13 protein-coding genes are annotated in these 17,148 nt (G+C 51.9%); 5 read left to right on the plus strand and 8 right to left on the minus strand.

Annotation, left to right across the window (positions count from 1 at the left end; all coding sequences use genetic code 11):
• Nucleotides 1-14 precede the first annotated feature (14 nt).
• The 5 genes from ACY2RQ_RS16430 to ACY2RQ_RS16450 all read right to left on the minus strand — a co-directional run bounded on the left by ACY2RQ_RS16430 (nucleotide 15) and on the right by ACY2RQ_RS16450 (nucleotide 3,928).
• Nucleotides 15-1,058: an AraC family transcriptional regulator gene (locus ACY2RQ_RS16430; protein WP_490114079.1), complete on the minus strand. Its 1,044-nt coding sequence runs from the start codon at nucleotides 1,056-1,058 to the stop codon at nucleotides 15-17.
• Between the two features lie 194 nt (nucleotides 1,059-1,252).
• Nucleotides 1,253-1,600 (minus strand): YybH family protein, encoded by a 348-nt coding sequence (locus ACY2RQ_RS16435; RefSeq protein ID WP_490114080.1) that lies wholly within the window; start codon nucleotides 1,598-1,600, stop codon nucleotides 1,253-1,255.
• A 97-nt stretch (nucleotides 1,601-1,697) separates the two neighbouring features.
• Complete coding sequence (locus ACY2RQ_RS16440) at nucleotides 1,698-2,462, minus strand: nuclear transport factor 2 family protein (protein WP_490114081.1); 765 nt, start codon at nucleotides 2,460-2,462, stop codon at nucleotides 1,698-1,700.
• Between the two features lie 11 nt (nucleotides 2,463-2,473).
• Nucleotides 2,474-3,619: an NAD(P)/FAD-dependent oxidoreductase gene (locus ACY2RQ_RS16445; protein ID WP_490114082.1), complete on the minus strand. Its 1,146-nt coding sequence runs from the start codon at nucleotides 3,617-3,619 to the stop codon at nucleotides 2,474-2,476.
• 144 nt (nucleotides 3,620-3,763) lie between these two features.
• Nucleotides 3,764-3,928 (minus strand): rubredoxin, encoded by a 165-nt coding sequence (locus ACY2RQ_RS16450; protein ID WP_490114133.1) that lies wholly within the window; start codon nucleotides 3,926-3,928, stop codon nucleotides 3,764-3,766.
• Between the two features lie 643 nt (nucleotides 3,929-4,571).
• Here ACY2RQ_RS16450 and ACY2RQ_RS16455 point away from each other — a divergent pair.
• From ACY2RQ_RS16455 to ACY2RQ_RS16475, 5 genes are all read left to right on the plus strand, one after another.
• Entirely contained in the window at nucleotides 4,572-5,753 is a 1,182-nt protein-coding gene (locus ACY2RQ_RS16455; RefSeq protein ID WP_490114083.1) for an MFS transporter, read from the plus strand.
• A 71-nt stretch (nucleotides 5,754-5,824) separates the two neighbouring features.
• Nucleotides 5,825-7,936 (plus strand): 3-hydroxyacyl-CoA dehydrogenase NAD-binding domain-containing protein, encoded by a 2,112-nt coding sequence (locus ACY2RQ_RS16460; protein WP_490114084.1) that lies wholly within the window; start codon nucleotides 5,825-5,827, stop codon nucleotides 7,934-7,936.
• Between the two features lie 160 nt (nucleotides 7,937-8,096).
• The gene (locus ACY2RQ_RS16465) at nucleotides 8,097-9,281 is read left to right on the plus strand and encodes an acetyl-CoA C-acyltransferase (protein ID WP_490114085.1); all 1,185 of its coding nucleotides are present in this window, start codon (nucleotides 8,097-8,099) and stop codon (nucleotides 9,279-9,281) included.
• Nucleotides 9,282-9,298: 17 nt separating this feature from the next.
• Entirely contained in the window at nucleotides 9,299-11,077 is a 1,779-nt protein-coding gene (locus ACY2RQ_RS16470; RefSeq protein WP_490114086.1) for an acyl-CoA dehydrogenase C-terminal domain-containing protein, read from the plus strand.
• A gap of 135 nt (nucleotides 11,078-11,212) precedes the next feature.
• Nucleotides 11,213-12,907, plus strand: a complete 1,695-nt coding sequence (locus ACY2RQ_RS16475) for an AMP-binding protein (protein WP_490114087.1) — start codon at nucleotides 11,213-11,215, stop codon at nucleotides 12,905-12,907.
• 927 nt (nucleotides 12,908-13,834) lie between these two features.
• On the opposite strand, the gene ACY2RQ_RS16480 is transcribed toward ACY2RQ_RS16475, so the two are convergent.
• The 3 genes from ACY2RQ_RS16480 to ACY2RQ_RS16490 form a co-directional block, all read right to left on the minus strand.
• Nucleotides 13,835-14,053: a hypothetical protein gene (locus ACY2RQ_RS16480; RefSeq protein ID WP_490114088.1), complete on the minus strand. Its 219-nt coding sequence runs from the start codon at nucleotides 14,051-14,053 to the stop codon at nucleotides 13,835-13,837.
• A gap of 350 nt (nucleotides 14,054-14,403) precedes the next feature.
• On the minus strand, nucleotides 14,404-15,294 hold the full coding sequence (locus tag ACY2RQ_RS16485) for a hypothetical protein (RefSeq protein WP_490114089.1): 891 nt from the start codon (nucleotides 15,292-15,294) through the stop codon (nucleotides 14,404-14,406).
• Nucleotides 15,295-15,449: 155 nt separating this feature from the next.
• Nucleotides 15,450-16,643 carry an aromatic ring-hydroxylating oxygenase subunit alpha gene (locus ACY2RQ_RS16490; RefSeq protein WP_490114090.1) on the minus strand — a complete coding sequence of 398 codons (1,194 nt, stop codon included), beginning with the start codon at nucleotides 16,641-16,643 and terminating at the stop codon, nucleotides 15,450-15,452.
• Between the last annotated feature and the right edge of the window lie 505 nt (nucleotides 16,644-17,148).

Consider the following 17,148-nt stretch of genomic DNA (forward strand, 5'->3'; position numbering starts at 1 on the left):
ACGACTTAAAACTTCTAACTCGCAGTCAGCAATTCTGAGCGGTATTCTTTGGGGCTGAGACCAGTCCAGCGCTTGAAAGCCTTGCGGAAACTGCCGGTATCGGTAAAACCGGTAAGGGCAGCGATGGTTTCCGTATCCATGGCACTGTTCTCCAGATAATCAATCGCCCGACGACGGCGGTCACTGTTAACCAGATCACGATAACTTGTCCCCTTCTCAAACAACCTGCGGCGCAGGGTTCGGGAATTCAGGCCGAGGTATTCAGCCATAGTCTTCAGATCAATACTTTCCCCTTCGCGGCTGGCCAGCTCCCCAAGCACAATAACGGTAATATCCTGCTGACGGAAGTGGTTAATCTGCCGGAGCTTTTCTTCACAATGTTGCCGGGCGATACGGTAATTGATGGGATTCGCCCTGGGCAGGGACATCTTAAGAACACTGTCGTCAATAAAGTAATAGGTTTCAGGACAGTTAAACTTCACCGGGCAACGGAAGAAACGCTCGTAGTACTGGGCATATTCGGGCGGGTCATAGAAAAAGCCCACCTCACGGAAAGAGGTGCGCTCGCCAATCATATCCTCGACCACCGCCATAATCCCCATCAGAATAATCTCTGAAGAAAACGGCAGGCCCACAGGAAGCTCAACCTCCCGCCTTCTGGCCAGGGTTACCCGCATCCCCCCCGATGGCCGGGTCTGAATAAAATCAAAAGGGCAGCGAACGAATTCCCGATAATGGGCGGCAAGACCAAGGGCATGATCTACGTCCCGGCAGCTGGTCATGGCATTACCCAGAACACCCCAGCGGCTCAGATCCAGGCAGTTGCCTATAAGCAGGCCAATCTCCAGCCGTTGACTGCAGCGGAAAGCATTACGGTAAATAATATCGAACTGGCGCCAGGACAGAAGTATGCCCGGATCGGTGAGACATGCCTCCGGCAGACCGGTACCGGTCAGAAGCATCTTCAGCGGCACGCCCTCTTCCATCAACAGCTGATGTATCCGGTAGAGTTCGTTGCCAGGAAATAACGGTTGATCCTCAAACGACAATCGGGACATGGCACAACCCTGCTGTATTCTTGGTATTTACTGCAACCTGTTTACCCGATAACAGGCTTTTACTGTATTTTCACCTATGAAAAATAGAGTATGCCCTTATTAAATAAAATATGACAGCCTCTCAACAGCATACGGCCCGGGTGCCACATTCCTGCAGCTGCCAGACCATTTATTTTTTACAAATATTTATATTTTCAGCGTCCGAAAGGATTATCGATCCGGTAGCGCCACAGGCTGTCTTCCCCCTTGCCCAGCACTTCCAGAGCGGTAAACTCTTTCTTCTCGCCGTCAATTTCCGCAGACCACCCCAGGTTCACCAGGGCGGTATCGCCACTGACAAAGATGGTGCGACTGACCGGTTTCATGGATTCCGCGACAGGCACAAAGTGCTCCAGCTGCTGACGAATAGCGGCACGGCCACAGACCTCTTCACCGGATTCAGTGACAAACACCGCATTCTCTTCGTAAAGTTCAACCAGGGAATCCAGGTTCTTCTTCAACAGGCGAATCGTAAACTCTCTGTGGATATCTTCCGGTTGCATCCCACTCCCCCCTTAATGTTCACGCCTTAATAATTCAGCCGGAAGATGCCCATCCCAGGAAATACGACATCACTCCGGACGCTCCTGAGCCCTGAATTTAAGCAGTCAGAGCAGGGCGATTTTTGCGCATGGAGTCTTTCAGATAAATCTTGTTGCCACGGAAGATAAACAGGTCACAGCCCTGCACTTCAACTCTGGAACCATCAGCCATAGTGCCAGTGAACACCCACTCGGAAACACCCCGGTCACCGTGAACAAAGTGACGGTCGTTGTTCCACCTGGCGTCCGGGAACACCTCAAAGATCTTCTGGTAACCAGCCTTAACCTCTTCATACCCTTCGTAGCGGGTACCCATCACATCCGGGCCGGCGGAACCGTCAAAGATGCAGTCTTCTGTCATGAAGGACATCAGTGCTTCAACATCATGGGCATTCCAGGCAGCAGCGAAAGCCGCCAGATCTTCAGCGGTTACGGTTGCTTCTTCTACAGTGGCTTCAGACATGCTGTACTCCTTTTTGAAATAACTCAGCCATCGGCCCCACTGTTCAGTGCTGACCGGGTATTTGGGGTGATTCAGGCAGAAAACAGAGAATTCCTGCCCTGCGGCAGCGCCGACAAATTCAAGCTGACTGCGATAAAGGGGCTTATGCTTTTCCGGAACAGTGACGATATCGCCATCACTCCAGAGACCGACACCACGCAGACCGGCAACAACCCTGCCGAGGTCTTTATCACTTCCCACGGGCAGGCCGATATAAAGGCCATTGTTAGGGCCACCGGCACCGTCGAAATACAGCTGATAGCTGTCGACGATAGCGGCTACACCCTGCCCGCTCTTAGAAAGCATGATCTCATCAGACATCAATGCCACCCCTAGTCGAGAATGGAAGGCAGACGACGGCTGAGCTGCATCTTGTCGGATACGGCTTCACCGGTCAGGGCAAAACCGTACAGGTTCTGGCCATCTGTGTTCAGGGCGCGGATATTGCGACCGTTCACTTCAATCTGCCATTCACCGGGCTGACCGGCAGCCGGCGGAGACACAACCAGCGGGCAGGCGGGGGTCTTCACGCCAACGGGCATGGGACCATAGATAATTTCTGTGCGCTGACCAGCAAGGGTCTTGCCAAGGGCGCGGGCACAGGTCATCAGGGGCAGAACGTAGAGCAAATTCAGACCGTCAACTTCCGCGCAGTCCCCCAGGGAGTAAACACCTTCTACGCTGGCTTCCAGAACGCGGTTAACAGCAACACCACGACCTACTTTCAGACCAGCGGCAGCAGCCAGGTCGGTACGGGGACGCAGGCCGATCGCGGAAACAACGATATCAGCTTCCAGGACTTCACCACTGCTCAGGGTGACAGCCAGATGATCACCGGATTTATCCACGGAAGTGACACTGTTTTCCATATGGAACCTGGCACCCAGCTCTTCCAAAGCTTCCTGAATAGTATCCGCAACCTGACCAGGCAGCAGATCGGGCATAATCTTCTCACTCAGGGCAACGACATCAACGTCATAATCGCCGTTGCGCAGGTCGTTGGCGTATTCACACCCAATCAGACCACCACCAATAATTACTACACGACCACCTTCGGGCAGGCGCTCACGGAACAGAGCGTAGTCTTCCAGATCATTAATGGACAGAATGGTATCTGCGGCGTCACCATCCATGGGGATACGGATAGGCGCGGCCCCCAGAGCCAGAACCAGCTTGTCGTAACCGTGGCTTTCACCGGATTCAAGGACAACCTGGCGGTTATCGGTATCAATGCTGGCAACCGTGGTATGGGTGAGAATCTCCGCACCCAGAGTTTCCGCCATGGCTTCCGGAGTCTGCAGAGTCAGGGCATCTGCATCCTTTTTCTTGGTAAAGCCGGTAGACAGCATGGGCTTGGAATAGTTACGACCACAATCCGCTGTAATCAGCTTAAGAGGAGTTTCCTTATCCAGCTTGCGGAACTCTTTTGCCAGGTTATAACCGGCAAGCCCGGTTCCAAGAATAACGACGCCAGACATATTCAGTCCTGTACTGTTAATTTAATTTTGCAAAAGCTAATTTTATTATGCAAAAGCTGTCCCCCCACTCAGAGAACAGCTCTTTTCGGCCAGCCACCAGACTGTTGTCTACTTCGTATTACCGGCAGCAGCAGGAAATTTTTATCAGATTTCGATCATTTCAAATTCGTCCTTACCAACTCCACAGTCAGGGCAGAGCCAGTCTTCGGGTACATCTTCCCACTTGGTACCGGGAGGAATACCGTCATCAGGCCAGCCTTCGGCTTCGTCATAAATTACGTCACAAACAAGACACTGCCACTTTTTCATCATCACTCCTTTATATCAGGCTGCATAACCAGATCGAAACAAGACTTTACTGGAGCTGTTTAATCAGCTTTCTGCCAGACTGATGCGAATCCTCGCATCTGTTTTTCACACAGGTCAAACATGTCAACTTCAAGACCTGCTCTTTAAACTGCAGCCCTGGCCCCGGCCACCCCCAGAAAACTGGTTGTAACGAGTGAAAATAAAGTCACACACAATCCGATAAACCTTCATACAAGCCAGCCTTTTTCAAACCAGCCTATTATTGTCATTATCCCTGTCGAAACAGGTATCTTTTTAATTTTCCCTGAGCAAAAAGATTCCGGCAATCTGCATCAATCTATATTTTATTACGGTTCCCCAGCTATACCTTTTCGGTTTTGGATTACCCTTCAACCATTTAAAACCACCAAAACCAACTGCAAAAAATCCTGTTTATTATTGTCAGTCATTACACCCCAAGCCTACGGAACACTAAACGAACAGAGTGGCCAACAACCGGTTTTTGAAGGCCATTCCATCTAAGAGTACAGAGTCCCGACTTGAACCCGGCACCGCCCCACCATACCGTTGAGCCACACTGGCCTAACCGTATTTACTGGTTTGCCTGAAACAAAACAAAATAATTATAAGTGGGCAACAGACAATGAGCCATATAGCTAATTGGAAAGTCTTTACTTCCTCGCTTTTCTTTGCCGGTGCCGGATCCCTTTATATTGTAAACGCCCCCCAGGTTGTAACATCCCTAACCACTGACTGGGGCTTTACCAATCAGGAAGCCGGTCTGGCCACGACTATGCAGACCCTGGGCTCCCTACTGGGTATGCTGGTGATGCTGTTCAGCATCGAATCCATCAAACTACGCAAATGGGTTATCGGTAGTCTGCTGGTAATTGCCGCCTGTGAAACCTTCGTCGCTTTTGTTCACACGCCTGAGTTGTTTATTTCTGCACGACTGGTTGCAGGTATTCCTGCGGGAATGCTGTTTGCCGCTGGCCTTGCTCTTATCGGTTATCTTCCAAATGCAGAAAGACTGTTCGCGATCAGTCTGATAACAGCTTTTATCAGCGTTTCCCTCACCACTTATTTCTGGACCACTATTGTTGCCACTATCGGTTTGAAAGGAGTATTCCTTTTCGTCGCTATCTTCGCTCTCAGCTATATCACCATGTTCCGCTGGATTCCTGAATCAGCTGCACCTTATATCAAGGCCAACAGCACATTCAACGACAAATACAGTATAAAAGACCTGTTGAAGCCCCAGGCCCTGCTGTTGATGGGTTCCTTTATCCTGTTTTACGCCGGCAATATGGCTATCTGGACTTATTCCAGTCAGATTGGCATCGCCACCGGCATGGACTTCACCGAAACCACACACATCATCACTCTTACCCTGTCAGCCGGACTTTTGGCTTCCATCATTGCTGCCTTTCTCGGCATGCGTATCGGTTACCCGATGAGTTTCCTGATTGGGCTGGGTGGCATCGCCATCAGCGCCGTTATGATGTTCAGTATTTCCGACCAAGACAGTTTCCTGCTGACCTTCGCCGTTTTTAATTTCACCTTCAGCTTTGCCATTCCGTACTTCCAGGGCCTGCAGGCCCGCATGGACCCGACTGGTCGCCTGGTTATCGCCGGCCTGGTTGCGTCCCAGGTTGGCCTGACTCTCGGCCCAGCGGCGAGCAGCTTTTTGATTGGTGAAGGCACTGATTTTGCGCCCTTGTACTGGCTGTCCCTGACCTTCTTCGTCATCAGCCTGGCGCTGATTCTTGCCGCTATCCTGAAAATGCGCAGCACCGGCTCTCAGGTGTCAGGGCAACCGGCTTAATCACGAATAAAACCAATAACAACTTTATTAACAACCATTTATCAATAACCACTACAGGACACAGGAAAAATATGAGCGCTTCTGTCGAACTGAAAAGACATAGCAACATTGCTCTGCTGGAACTGAACGCACCGCCGGTGAACAGTCTCGGCTACGATCTGCGCTCCGACCTCCAGAACAAGTTTCAGGAACTAGTCGCAGACGACAGCGTTGAAGCTATCGTAATTACCGGCGGCGGTCGTTTTTTCTGCGCAGGCGCTGACGTGACCGAATTTGACAGCGGCAAAGCCCTGCAGGACCCCACCATTCCTGCCGTTTTCGATGTTATTGATGCCAGCCCCAAGCCTGTTATCGCCGCCGTGAACGGTGCTGCCCTGGGTGGCGGCCTGGAACTGGCTCTGGCCTGCGACTACCGTTTTGTATCCGTCAAAGCACAACTGGGTGTTCCCGAAGTCAAGCTGGGCATTATCCCCGGTGCCGGCGGTACCCAGCGTCTGCCCCGTGTGATTGACCTGGAAACCGCTTTCAACATGGCCTTCTCCGGCAAGCCGGTAAAAGCCGTCCAGGCTGGTCAGCTGGGTCTGGCTGATGAAGTGTCTGACGCTGAAGACTTCCAGGCGGCCGCTGTCGCCTACGCCCAGAAGCTGGTTTCCGAAGGTGCCCCCGCCAAGAACTGTGCAGACATCACTGTTGACGCTTCCAGGATTGCTGAAGGCTTCTTTGGTTCCAAGCGCAAGGGCCTGGTACCTGAGCGTAACCTGGCACAACTGGCTGTAATCGGTGCTTTCGAAGCCTCCACTCAACTGCCCCTGAAAGAAGGTCTGGCGAAAGAGTGGTCCCTGTTTATGGAGTGCCACGGTGGCCCTCAATCCCGGGCTTTCCAGCACCTGTTCTTCGCTGAACGTCAGGCAACCCGTATTCCTGGCATCAATCCCAAAGAGATTGCTACCCGCAACATCAAGAAGGTTGCCGTTATCGGTGCCGGCCTGATGGGTGGCGGTATTGCCATGAACTTCGCTTCTGCCGGCATTCCCGTAACCATGCTGGAGCTGAAGCAGGACGCTCTGGACCGTGGTCTGGGAGTCATCAAGAAGAACTACGACCGCACTGCTTCCAAGGGCCGCATTACCCAGGAACAGGCTGATGCCTGCACTGCGCTGATCTCCGGCACCCTGAGCTACGAAGACCTGGGCGACGCTGACCTGGTCATCGAAGCTGTATTTGAAAGCATGGAAGTCAAGAAGGCCGTCTTCACCAAGCTGGACGAAGTGTGCAAGCCCGGCGCGATCCTGGCTTCCAACACCTCTACCCTGGACCTGGACGAAATCGCCTCCTTTACCAAGCGTCCTCAAGACGTAATCGGTCTGCACTTCTTCAGCCCCGCAAACATCATGCGCCTGCTGGAGATTGTTCGCGGCAAGGAAACCTCAGACGAAGTTCTGGTGACCTCTCTGAATCTGGCCAAGACCATCCGTAAGCAGCCCGTTGTTGTTGGCGTTTGCTACGGCTTCGTGGGTAACCGCATGGTTGCTCCTTATTCCCGTGAAGCCTTCCGCATGCTACTGGAAGGCGCGTCTCCCGAGCAGGTTGACTCCTCTCTGGTTGAGTACGGCATGGCCATGGGTGTTGTTTCCATGGGCGATATGGCCGGTATCGATGTTGGCTGCGCCGCTGCTCAGGCCAATCAGCACGAGTGGGCTGAAGACAAGACCTACCAGGCTCTGCAGTTCAAACTGAAAGAGCTGGGCCGTCTGGGCCAGAAGACCGGCCGCGGCGTTTACATCTACGAAGGCCGCGACAAGATCAACGACCCCGAAACCATCGAACTGGCTGTTGAAATCGCCAAAGAGAACGGTATCGAGCGTCGCGAAATCTCCAAGGAAGAGATGGTTGAGCGCTGCATCTTCTCCCTGATTAACGAAGGTGCACAGATTCTGGAGGAAGGTATTGCCATCCGTTCCAGCGATATCGACCTGATTTACACCAACGGCTACGGCTTCCCCGCATTCCGCGGCGGCCCCATGCAGTACGCCGATGAAATCGGTCTGGACTCGATCGTTGCCGCCATGGACAAGTACCGCGAACAGCTGGGTGCTTACGGCGAAATGTGGTTCAAACCGGCACCGCTGCTGGCCAAACTGGCCAGTGAAGGCAAGAAGTTCAGCGAATACGTAGCGGGCTGAAATAGCCGCGGTATTATCGCAAACAGCCATGAGCTGAAAATGCCATCAGCCATAAAAAGGCGGCATTTTCAAAGGTAAAGAATAAGAAAAACAGAGATGGGGATCACAGTTTCAAATCTGTGATCCCCTGATGACAATAAATTTCAGTGGAGTAAGAAACATGCGTGAAGCAGTCATCGTTTCCTCAGCCCGTACCCCCATCGGCAAAGCTTTCCGTGGCGCCTACAACATCACCAAGGCTCCTACCCTGGCCTCTTTCGCCATCAAGGCTGCCGTAGAGCGCGCTGGTATTGATCCCAGCAAAATCGACGACCTGGTGATGGGTGCCTCCCTGCAGTCCGGTACCGCCGGCTGGAACCTGGGCCGCATGGCCGCTTTCGCTTCCGGCCTGCCCCAGAGCGTTGCCGGCCAGACTATCGACCGTCAGTGCTCCTCCGGCCTGATGTCCGTAGCTACTGCTGCCAAGCAGATCATCACTGACCGCATGGACGTAACCGTTGCCGCCGGTCTGGACCAGATTTCCATGGTTCAGAACCAGCTGGTTGAGTGGGTTATGAGCCAGAAGGACGACAATGTCCTGGCAGCCGAGCCCAACGCCTACATGCCCATGCTGCAAACTGCCGAGTACGTTGTTAAGAAGTACGGCATCAGCCGTGAGTCCCAGGACGAGTACGCTCTGTCTTCCCAGCAGCGCACTGCCGCCGCCCAGCAGGCTGGCATTTTCGCCGACGAAATCGTTGAGACCACCACCACTCAGATGGTTAAAGATCGCAACACCGGTGAAATCTCCTACAAAGAAGTAACTCTGTCCCTGGATGAAGGCAACCGTCCTTCCACCACTCTGGAAAGCCTGCAGTCTTTGAACCCCGTTATCGAAGGCGGCACCATCACTGCCGGTAACGCTTCTCAGCTGTCTGACGGTGCTGCCGCTGTTGTGCTGATGGACAGCAAGTACGCCGCGCAGAACAACCACGAAGCCATGGGTATCTACCGCGGCATGATGGTGACCGGTCTGGAGCCTGAAGAAATGGGTATCGGCCCGATGACTGCTGTGCCCAAACTGCTGAAAGCCCACGGCCTGACTGTAGACGACATCGACCTGTGGGAACTGAACGAAGCCTTCGCTTGCCAGGTTGTTTACTGCCGCGACAAGCTGGGCATCGACCCCAACAAACTGAACGTCAACGGTGGCGGCATCTCCATCGGTCATCCCTACGGCATGACCGGTACCCGTCAGGTTGGTCACGTCCTGCGTGAAGGTAAGCGTCGTGGCGGCAAGTACGCCGTTGTGACCATGTGTGTTGGCGGTGGTATGGGCGCTGCCGGCCTGTTCGAAATCGTTTAAGGCCGGGAGAAGCAGCAATGCCAGAATATAAAGCGCCCCTGCGTGACCTCGAGTTCACCATGAATGAAGTCCTGGGCTACGAGGCGCACTATGCGTCTCTGCCCGGTGGCGAAGATGCCTCTCCGGATATGGTGAAAGCCGTTCTGGAAGAAGGTGCTAAGTTTGTTGAAGGCGAAATTGTTGAAATTAACCGTACTGGCGATGAAGAAAGCGCCCAGTGGAAAGACGGTGAAGTCACGACGCCTGCCGGTTTTAAAGCCGCTTACGACAAGCTGGTTGAGAATGGCTGGTGTGGTCTGAGCCAGCCCGCCGAAATCGGTGGCCAGGGCCTGCCCAACTCCCTGAACACTGCCTTCTATGAAATGCTGGCCGGCGGCAACCTGAGCTGGGCGATCTACCCCACCCTGACCTGGGGTGCGATTGAGACTGTTGCCGCTCACGCCGCTGACGATATCAAAGCCAACTACCTGCAGCCTATGGTTGAAGGTCGCTGGTCCGGTACCATGTGTCTGACCGAAGCCCACTGTGGTTCCGACCTGGGCCTGCTGAAAACCAAAGCCGAGCCTAATGGTGACGGCAGCTACAGCCTGACCGGTTCCAAGATCTTTATTACCGGTGGTGAGCACGACCTGTGTGAGAACATTATCCATATCGTTCTGGCTCGCCTGCCCGGCGCACCTGAAGGTGTGAAAGGTATCTCCCTGTTTGTTGTTCCCAAGTTCAACGTGAACGCTGACGGCTCACTGGGTGACCGTAACCCCGTAACCTGTGGTTCCATTGAACACAAGATGGGTATCAAGGCGTCTGCCACCTGCGTTATGAACTTTGACGGTGCCAAAGGCTTCCTGATCGGCCCTGAGAACAAGGGCATGGCCTGCATGTTCACGTTCATCAACGAATCCCGCCTGGGCGTTGCTGTGCAGGGGCAATCCACTGCCGAGCATGCTTTCCAGGGTGCTCTGGCTTATGCCAAAGATCGTATTCAGATGAAGGCGATTCCCCGTCACTCCCCGGAGAAGGCTGCTGACCCGATCATCGCCCACCCGGATGTGCGTCGTATGCTGCTGACCCAGAAAGCCATCGCCGAAGGTGGCCGTATGTTCAATATGTACTGCGCCAAACTGGTTGATATCAAGCATCGTGGTACGCCCGAACAACAGGCTGATGCCGAAGCACGCCTGGCTCTGCTGACACCTATCGCTAAGGGCTTCATGACCGAAGCCGGCCAGGAAGCCACAAAAGAGGGCATCCAGGTATTTGGTGGCCACGGTTTCATCCGCGAATGGGGCATGGAACAGCTGGCACGTGACGTACGTATCACTGCCATCTACGAAGGTACTACCTGCATCCAGGGCCTTGATCTGCTGGGTCGTAAGATTCTGCCTACCGGTGGCAAGCTGCTAACCAATTTCACCAAAGAGATCACCGAGTTTGCCCAGGCTCAGACCACTAACCCGGCTCTGGCAGACATGGCGCAGACTTTGATTGCAAAAGTGGAGCTCTGGCAGACCCTGACCGGCGAGCTGGGTGAACGTCTGAAGACAGACGGTCCCAACGAGCTGAACAGCGCCTCCGTGGATTACCTGATGCTGTCCGGTTACGTGATTCTGGGTTACTTCTGGCTGCAGGCCGCTGCCGTAGCTGCCGAGAAAGAAGGCGCGTTCTACACCGCCAAGGGCCAGACTGCCAATTTCTTCTTTAAACGACTGCTGACCCGTACTACCTCTCTGGCGGAAAATATCCGTGACGGTGCCGAGACACTGACCGCGATCGACGAAGAAGCATTTGCGTTCTGATCTGCTTGTTTTCAGCCAGTTAGTGGCTGCTACTTCCCCCGGTGGCTGCTGACGGCTTTTTACAATCAAGGGCCGATACGGATGTCCGGCCCGATAACGAATGACAAGTAAATTCCAATAACAAAGTGCAGGCTTATGAAAACTGATTTTTGGAGCGACAAGCGCGCACCCGGCGTTCCCAACAGTGTCGATACCAGCAAGTACAACTCTCTGCTTGAGGTTGTCGAAGCTGCATTTGAGAACTTTTCCGAAAAAGATGCTTTTACCTGTCTGGGCAAAACCCTCTCCTACAGGGAAGTGGATTCCTTAAGCCGTAATTTTGCCGCCTGGCTGCAAAACCACACCGAGCTTAAGCCCGGCGATGCTATCGCCATACAGCTTCCCAACCTGCTGCAATACCCTGTTGTTGCCTACGCCGCCATCCGTGCGGGCCTGATTATTGTCAACACCAACCCGCTTTATACTCTGACCGAACTGACCCATCAGCTGAAAGATTCCGGTGCCAAGGCTATCGTCACCCTGACCGCCAACCTGGAAAATGTATACAAAGCAGCGGAAGGTTCCCAGGTTGCCCACGTTATCGCAACCGGTCCCGTAGATTTGGTTGTACCCCAGGCCGAAGGTTTTGTTGCTTCTTCTGAAGCCATTCCCACCATCGCCTTTAACGAACTTCTGGAGCTTGGCGCTGCTGCCTCTTACACCCGCCCTGATAACAGTGACCAGTCATCACTGGCGATGCTTCAGTATACTGGCGGCACGACAGGTGTCGCTAAAGGTGCCATGCTGACCCACGGCAATATTATTGCCAACATTGTTCAATATAACGATGGCATCTACAAAGAAGTGAAAGAAGACGGCAGTCTTCTGGTTCCCGCCGGAGAGCAGATCGTTGTAGCTCCTCTGCCGATTTATCACATCTACTCCTTCACCATGAACCTGATAGTTTACCCTTCAAGTGGTGATCACAGTATCCTGATCCCTAATCCGCGGGATATGGATCAGTTCATCGCCGCCATAAAGCCGTTCAAATTCACCCTGCTGGTAGGCCTGAATACCCTGTTTATCGGCCTGATGCATAGTCCCAAGTTTGCCGAGTGTGATTTCAGCGCCCTGACTCTGACCCTCTCCGGCGGTACTGCCCTGAAGAGCGAGGTTGGCAAAAAGTGGGAGGAGTTTACCGGCTCCCGGGTTATTGAAGGCTACGGCCTGACCGAAACCTCTCCGGTTGTATCCGCTGGCCCTCTCGGCGCCATGAGCAAAGACGGCACCGTAGGTCAGCCTGCTCCCAACACCGAGATCAAGACTGTTGACGCCGACGGCAACGAAACGTCTCTGGGCGAGCGTGGCGAACTCTGTGTACGCGGCCCCCAGGTAATGGCCGGTTACTGGCAGCGTCCGGAAGCTACGGCTGAAGTGATGGACAAAGATGGCTGGTTCTATACTGGTGACGTTGCAGTTATTGACGAAGACGGCTTTATCAAGATTGTTGACCGCCTGAAGGATATGGTGCTGGTTTCCGGCTTCAATGTTTACCCGAACGAGATTGAAGACGTAGTCTCCAGGTGTGACGGCGTTGTCTCCTGCGCGGTTATCGGTGTTCCCGATGAAGCCAGCGGGGAAGCGATTCGCCTGTATGTTATCCCCAGGGATGAAAACCTGACGGAAGATGCACTCAAAGCCTGGTGTAAACAGCACCTGACCGGCTACAAGGTACCCAAACAGATTGTCTTCCGGGAAACCCTTCCGACGACAGCTGTCGGCAAGGTTCTGCGTAAAGACCTTCGCGCTGAAGCACTCAAAGAGATGGAAGAGTCAGCCACTGTTGCATAAACTTCCCTGCGGCGGGGGACCCGTTCCCGCCGCTCTTTGCACAGGTTTCATTTATAACAGCCCGTCAATATCTCCACTCCACCTGACTTTCCCTTCCCTGGTCTTACATGAACTGCGGCCGGGCTGCCACGGTTACTATCATATTTGTAACTGCTCATATTTTAGCCTCCAGTGATGTCTTCCCTCGGGAATAAGGATTCTGCACATCCCATTGACCATAAAAATTATAAATTTCCTGCCCATCTATTGTGACAGTTTCCGTAATCACATAAGCGTTAGATTCGTATGATCTAAACGGAGCGCTAGAAAAAGATATTCTCAATTGATGAGCTTTCCCGCCAACCATGGCTGTTATCACCGTCGGATCGGGTATATAGTAAAGCACGGCTCCCTCGAATTCGTACCAAAACGTAAACGCGAACTCTATATAAATCGACTCCCCCGGATTGGCACGCATACCTGATCGACAACAATCAGATTGTGCGCAGTCACAGCTGTTAATGTTATTAATGCCGACCAGCCAGGGCAATGGTGGCGGAGTAACAGTCATTGGGCTGGACTGTGTATTATGGAGCCTGACACTCAACCAGGCCGTTGATGTTTCAAGAGCCATTGCCATGTGAGAAAGAAACAGCAAGACCAATCCGCAGTATTTATTTACCCTCATTGTCAACAACCTTTATTTAATGCTGTAAATGGATAACCCAGAATGATTCAAAAAACGGCCTAATGACAATGTCCATCCGGGTTGTTCAGATTAAACTCAGGAGCCCATGTTGCGCCCCAGATCCTTACAATACCCCCTGGCTGAATGGCCGTGTTGGAAGTGGTATGATCTGTACCAGAAAAAGAACCATTACAAGTGTTCAAAGAAGTCACACAAATATGCGGCGGAGCTGCCACTGCCACTATCATATTTGTAACTGCTCATATTTTAGCCTCCAGTGATGGCTTCCCGCGCGGATAAGGAGCATTCACATCCCATGTATCATAAGAATTATGAATTTTCTGCCCATCTATTGTGACAATTTCCGTAATCTCATTAGTGTTAGATTTGGCTGAAATATACGGAGCGCTAGAAAAAGATATTCTCAATTGATGAGCTTTCCCGCCAACCATGGCTGTTATCACCGTCGGATGGGGCATATTCCACACCCGGGTTCCAAACATTCCGTACCAAAACGTAAACTCGAAGTCGATATAAATCGACTCCCCCGGATTGGCACGCACACCTGATCGGCAACAATCAGACTGTGTGCAGTCACAGCCGTTAAGGCTATTAATTTTGACCAGCCGGGGCAATTGTGGTGGAGTAACAGTCATTGGACTGGACTGTGTATTATGGAGTCTGACACTCAACCAGGCCGTTGATGATTCAGCCATTGCCATGTGAGAAAGAAACAACAAGACCAATCCGCAGTATTTATTTACCCTCATCATCAACAACCTTTATTTATGCTGTAAGTGGCATAATCCAGAATGATTCAAAAGACGGCCTAATGACAATGTCCATCTGGGTTGTTCAGATTAAACTCAGGAGCCCATGTTGCACCCCAGATCCTTACAATCCCCCCTGGCTGAATGGCCGTGTTGGAAGTGGTGTGATCTGTAACAGTAAAAGGCCCATTACAATTGTTCAAAGAGTTCACACAAATACTCAGCCTATCACCAGGGAACACACCAAAAGCCTGACGGTAACTACTCAACGAAATCGGCCTGTCAAAAACACCACAATAATCTTTGAACAGCGTTTCATTTTTTAAATAACCAATAAAAGCCAGGCCCGACACCGGTTCTACACACACAACGGGGGGATTGGCTGACTCCGGGTAACTTTTTAACCGCAGAGACGGCCAGAATCCGGTATCAAACTGAAGTGCATTGTAATGCGGGTAGTATTTACCATAGGTAAGTCTGTACCCTGGATCTGACTGGCCAGGAGAGTAACCGCCTTCCCAGACATGGACATAGCGCAATTCCTCAGGCCCGCTCATGTTCGGAGAAGATTTGTCAACACAGACTATTGCTTCTCTGATTTTTTTGGCTAACGATGGTTTCCCTCCCTGATAGTAGCCAATCTCCACCTTTACAGGCGTCTGATCAGTAAAACAATTACCAGGAGGCTGGCCATTCTCTGAATCACCGCTCAGTTTTTCAAAGGAGAAAAAGGGCATCTGCTGAGACGGGTAGTGCGTCTTGTCGCAGTCCCCAATAGCAATATAGTCCCCCAGAGGTACGGACTCCGCCCTCACCAAAGCATCTGTATACAGAGCGCCGAAACACAGTAACCCTCCCTGCCAGATGGCCCGCCACAGGCGGAATCCGGCATAAATATGAAGCACGCCGCGCCATAATAACAAACTTCTTATGTCGTCTTTTGTAAGCATGATATGCCTCTTTCAGTTGCCCATTGGCAATCTGCAAAATAGACGCTCCACACATAATCCACAAACAGTTAACAGGCCTCCATAATAGCTGGAGATTTATCCGGGAAAAGAAAGCCCGGCTGTTTAGCCGGGCTTTCTTTGTATCCCTGTAAAGCTCAGAGCAAATATTTTTCTTCAATCACCGGATCAAGAAACTTATCAGCGATCGGCTCCTGGTGCTTCTCATTTAGTGCATAACCGCACATTCTATTGGCCCAGTACTGATGGAAATCAACAACAATCCTTTCCATCTCAACAAGTTTTCCTCCCACCGATTTACGGGATTTCATGCCCTTCTGCACCAATTCACAAATCTTCCGGTCTTCCTCGTTAGACTTCCGGGTTTCAGTATCTGTCAGTACCGACAGGTAAGAAACTTTCCCTGCCCAAACACTGCCAAAGCGCACAGAAACTGACTCTTCATCCAGGGGAATAAAGGATGCCCACTCAAGGGAGTTATAGGTCAGCATGCCAACAAACGACGGAGGAATACTGATGAGCACATACTGCTGGTATATATCAAATCTCGCCGGCTCTGTCTCAGGTTCAGGGGATTTCCAGCTAAACCGGGGTTTCTCAGGGGCAAAAGTGCCACCGGTCAAACTCCAGTCCGGAGAGCCGGCAATATAATAGGCATCTTTGGTCGCTGTGGTTTTTTCGAGGGTCTTTGGATGCACAGAGAACAGATGATAAGTCTCTATGGCATTTTCAAAAGCGACCTTCCAGTTACAGTTCCAGACCTCCTCACCATAGGTATAGCCCTGGTCAAAGCCTGTGGTCTGGTAGCCCACAAGGTAGTTCTGCATCCACCTTAACCTCATCCCCAGGTCATCCGGTCGTTCCGAAAGATTAATGAAGACAAAGTTCTGCCAGGTTTCAACGTGGTAGCGGGGCAGGCAGTGTTCATCTTTTGCAACAGGAATAGAACCCTCATGGGGGATATTGACCAGCGCTCCCTGATCATCGTAAGCCCAGGAGTGATAGGGGCAGACGATGGATTCCCCCAGTTTTCCTGCCCCTTCTTCCACAAGGGGTGTCCCCCGGTGCCGACAGCTATTGGACAGAGCCCGGAGTCTCTGGTCCTTACCGCGAAGAACGATAACCGGCTCACCGGAAATATTCAGTGAGATATAGTCCCCCGGATTCTCAAGCTCATAAATTGTGCCGACAAGAACCCAGTCTTTAAAAAATATCCTCTCACTTTCCTTATCGAAGACATCTTTATCATGAAAGACACGAAAAGGGAGGGAACGGGCACTTTCAATCGGCTGGGCAGCAATCTTCCCGGCCTGTTCAAGGATAACGCTCATAGGCTGACTTCACTGCTGTTCATTATTATGCCCAGGCCATGTACACGACAGTAAATTCCTGAACCCTGCTTACCAAAAGTATAAAAACGGCTTTGAGATTAAAACAACACCAAACACGGCCCAGTGCCTAACAATAATCCAGCACATCACCGGATTGCTGCGTCTTTCCAGGATTTCTATAAGCCATTCTGGCCTATGTAAACATCCATCACAACCATCAGCCCCAGAGTGCGTAGTAATCCCCTAATATTGCCAGACTCAGAGCAATAAGAACTGTCAGTGCTCCACTGACGGCAGAGGAACCCTCACAACCAGAGCCTGTGCCACTTTTTTAGTATCATAATTTTATGGCAGCATCATTGGCCCGCGTGGCAGCATTGTAAATTACCTTCCTGCTTTACCTTCCTACTGTATTGACCTTCCCCTGCCCAAACCCTATGATGCGGTTCAAAGTGAACGTTCGCTCACCACACAATAAAAGTGTTCCTGAAATACTTTTTCAGGA

The organism is Parendozoicomonas sp. 209JJ7-1, assembly GCF_058147085.1.

What these genes read in the sequence shown, in the direction of transcription:
- ACY2RQ_RS16430 (WP_490114079.1), bottom strand. Translation starts at nt 1,058, where the DNA reads ATGTCCCGATTGTCGTTTGAGGATCAACCGTTATTTCCTGGCAACGAA.
- ACY2RQ_RS16435 (WP_490114080.1), bottom strand. Translation starts at nt 1,600, where the DNA reads ATGCAACCGGAAGATATCCACAGAGAGTTTACGATTCGCCTGTTGAAG.
- ACY2RQ_RS16440 (WP_490114081.1), bottom strand. Translation starts at nt 2,462, where the DNA reads ATGTCTGATGAGATCATGCTTTCTAAGAGCGGGCAGGGTGTAGCCGCT.
- ACY2RQ_RS16445 (WP_490114082.1), bottom strand. Translation starts at nt 3,619, where the DNA reads ATGTCTGGCGTCGTTATTCTTGGAACCGGGCTTGCCGGTTATAACCTG.
- ACY2RQ_RS16450 (WP_490114133.1), bottom strand. Translation starts at nt 3,928, where the DNA reads ATGAAAAAGTGGCAGTGTCTTGTTTGTGACGTAATTTATGACGAAGCC.
- ACY2RQ_RS16455 (WP_490114083.1), top strand. Translation starts at nt 4,572, where the DNA reads ATGAGCCATATAGCTAATTGGAAAGTCTTTACTTCCTCGCTTTTCTTT.
- ACY2RQ_RS16460 (WP_490114084.1), top strand. Translation starts at nt 5,825, where the DNA reads ATGAGCGCTTCTGTCGAACTGAAAAGACATAGCAACATTGCTCTGCTG.
- ACY2RQ_RS16465 (WP_490114085.1), top strand. Translation starts at nt 8,097, where the DNA reads ATGCGTGAAGCAGTCATCGTTTCCTCAGCCCGTACCCCCATCGGCAAA.
- ACY2RQ_RS16470 (WP_490114086.1), top strand. Translation starts at nt 9,299, where the DNA reads ATGCCAGAATATAAAGCGCCCCTGCGTGACCTCGAGTTCACCATGAAT.
- ACY2RQ_RS16475 (WP_490114087.1), top strand. Translation starts at nt 11,213, where the DNA reads ATGAAAACTGATTTTTGGAGCGACAAGCGCGCACCCGGCGTTCCCAAC.
- ACY2RQ_RS16480 (WP_490114088.1), bottom strand. Translation starts at nt 14,053, where the DNA reads ATGCCCCATCCGACGGTGATAACAGCCATGGTTGGCGGGAAAGCTCAT.
- ACY2RQ_RS16485 (WP_490114089.1), bottom strand. Translation starts at nt 15,294, where the DNA reads ATGCTTACAAAAGACGACATAAGAAGTTTGTTATTATGGCGCGGCGTG.
- ACY2RQ_RS16490 (WP_490114090.1), bottom strand. Translation starts at nt 16,643, where the DNA reads ATGAGCGTTATCCTTGAACAGGCCGGGAAGATTGCTGCCCAGCCGATT.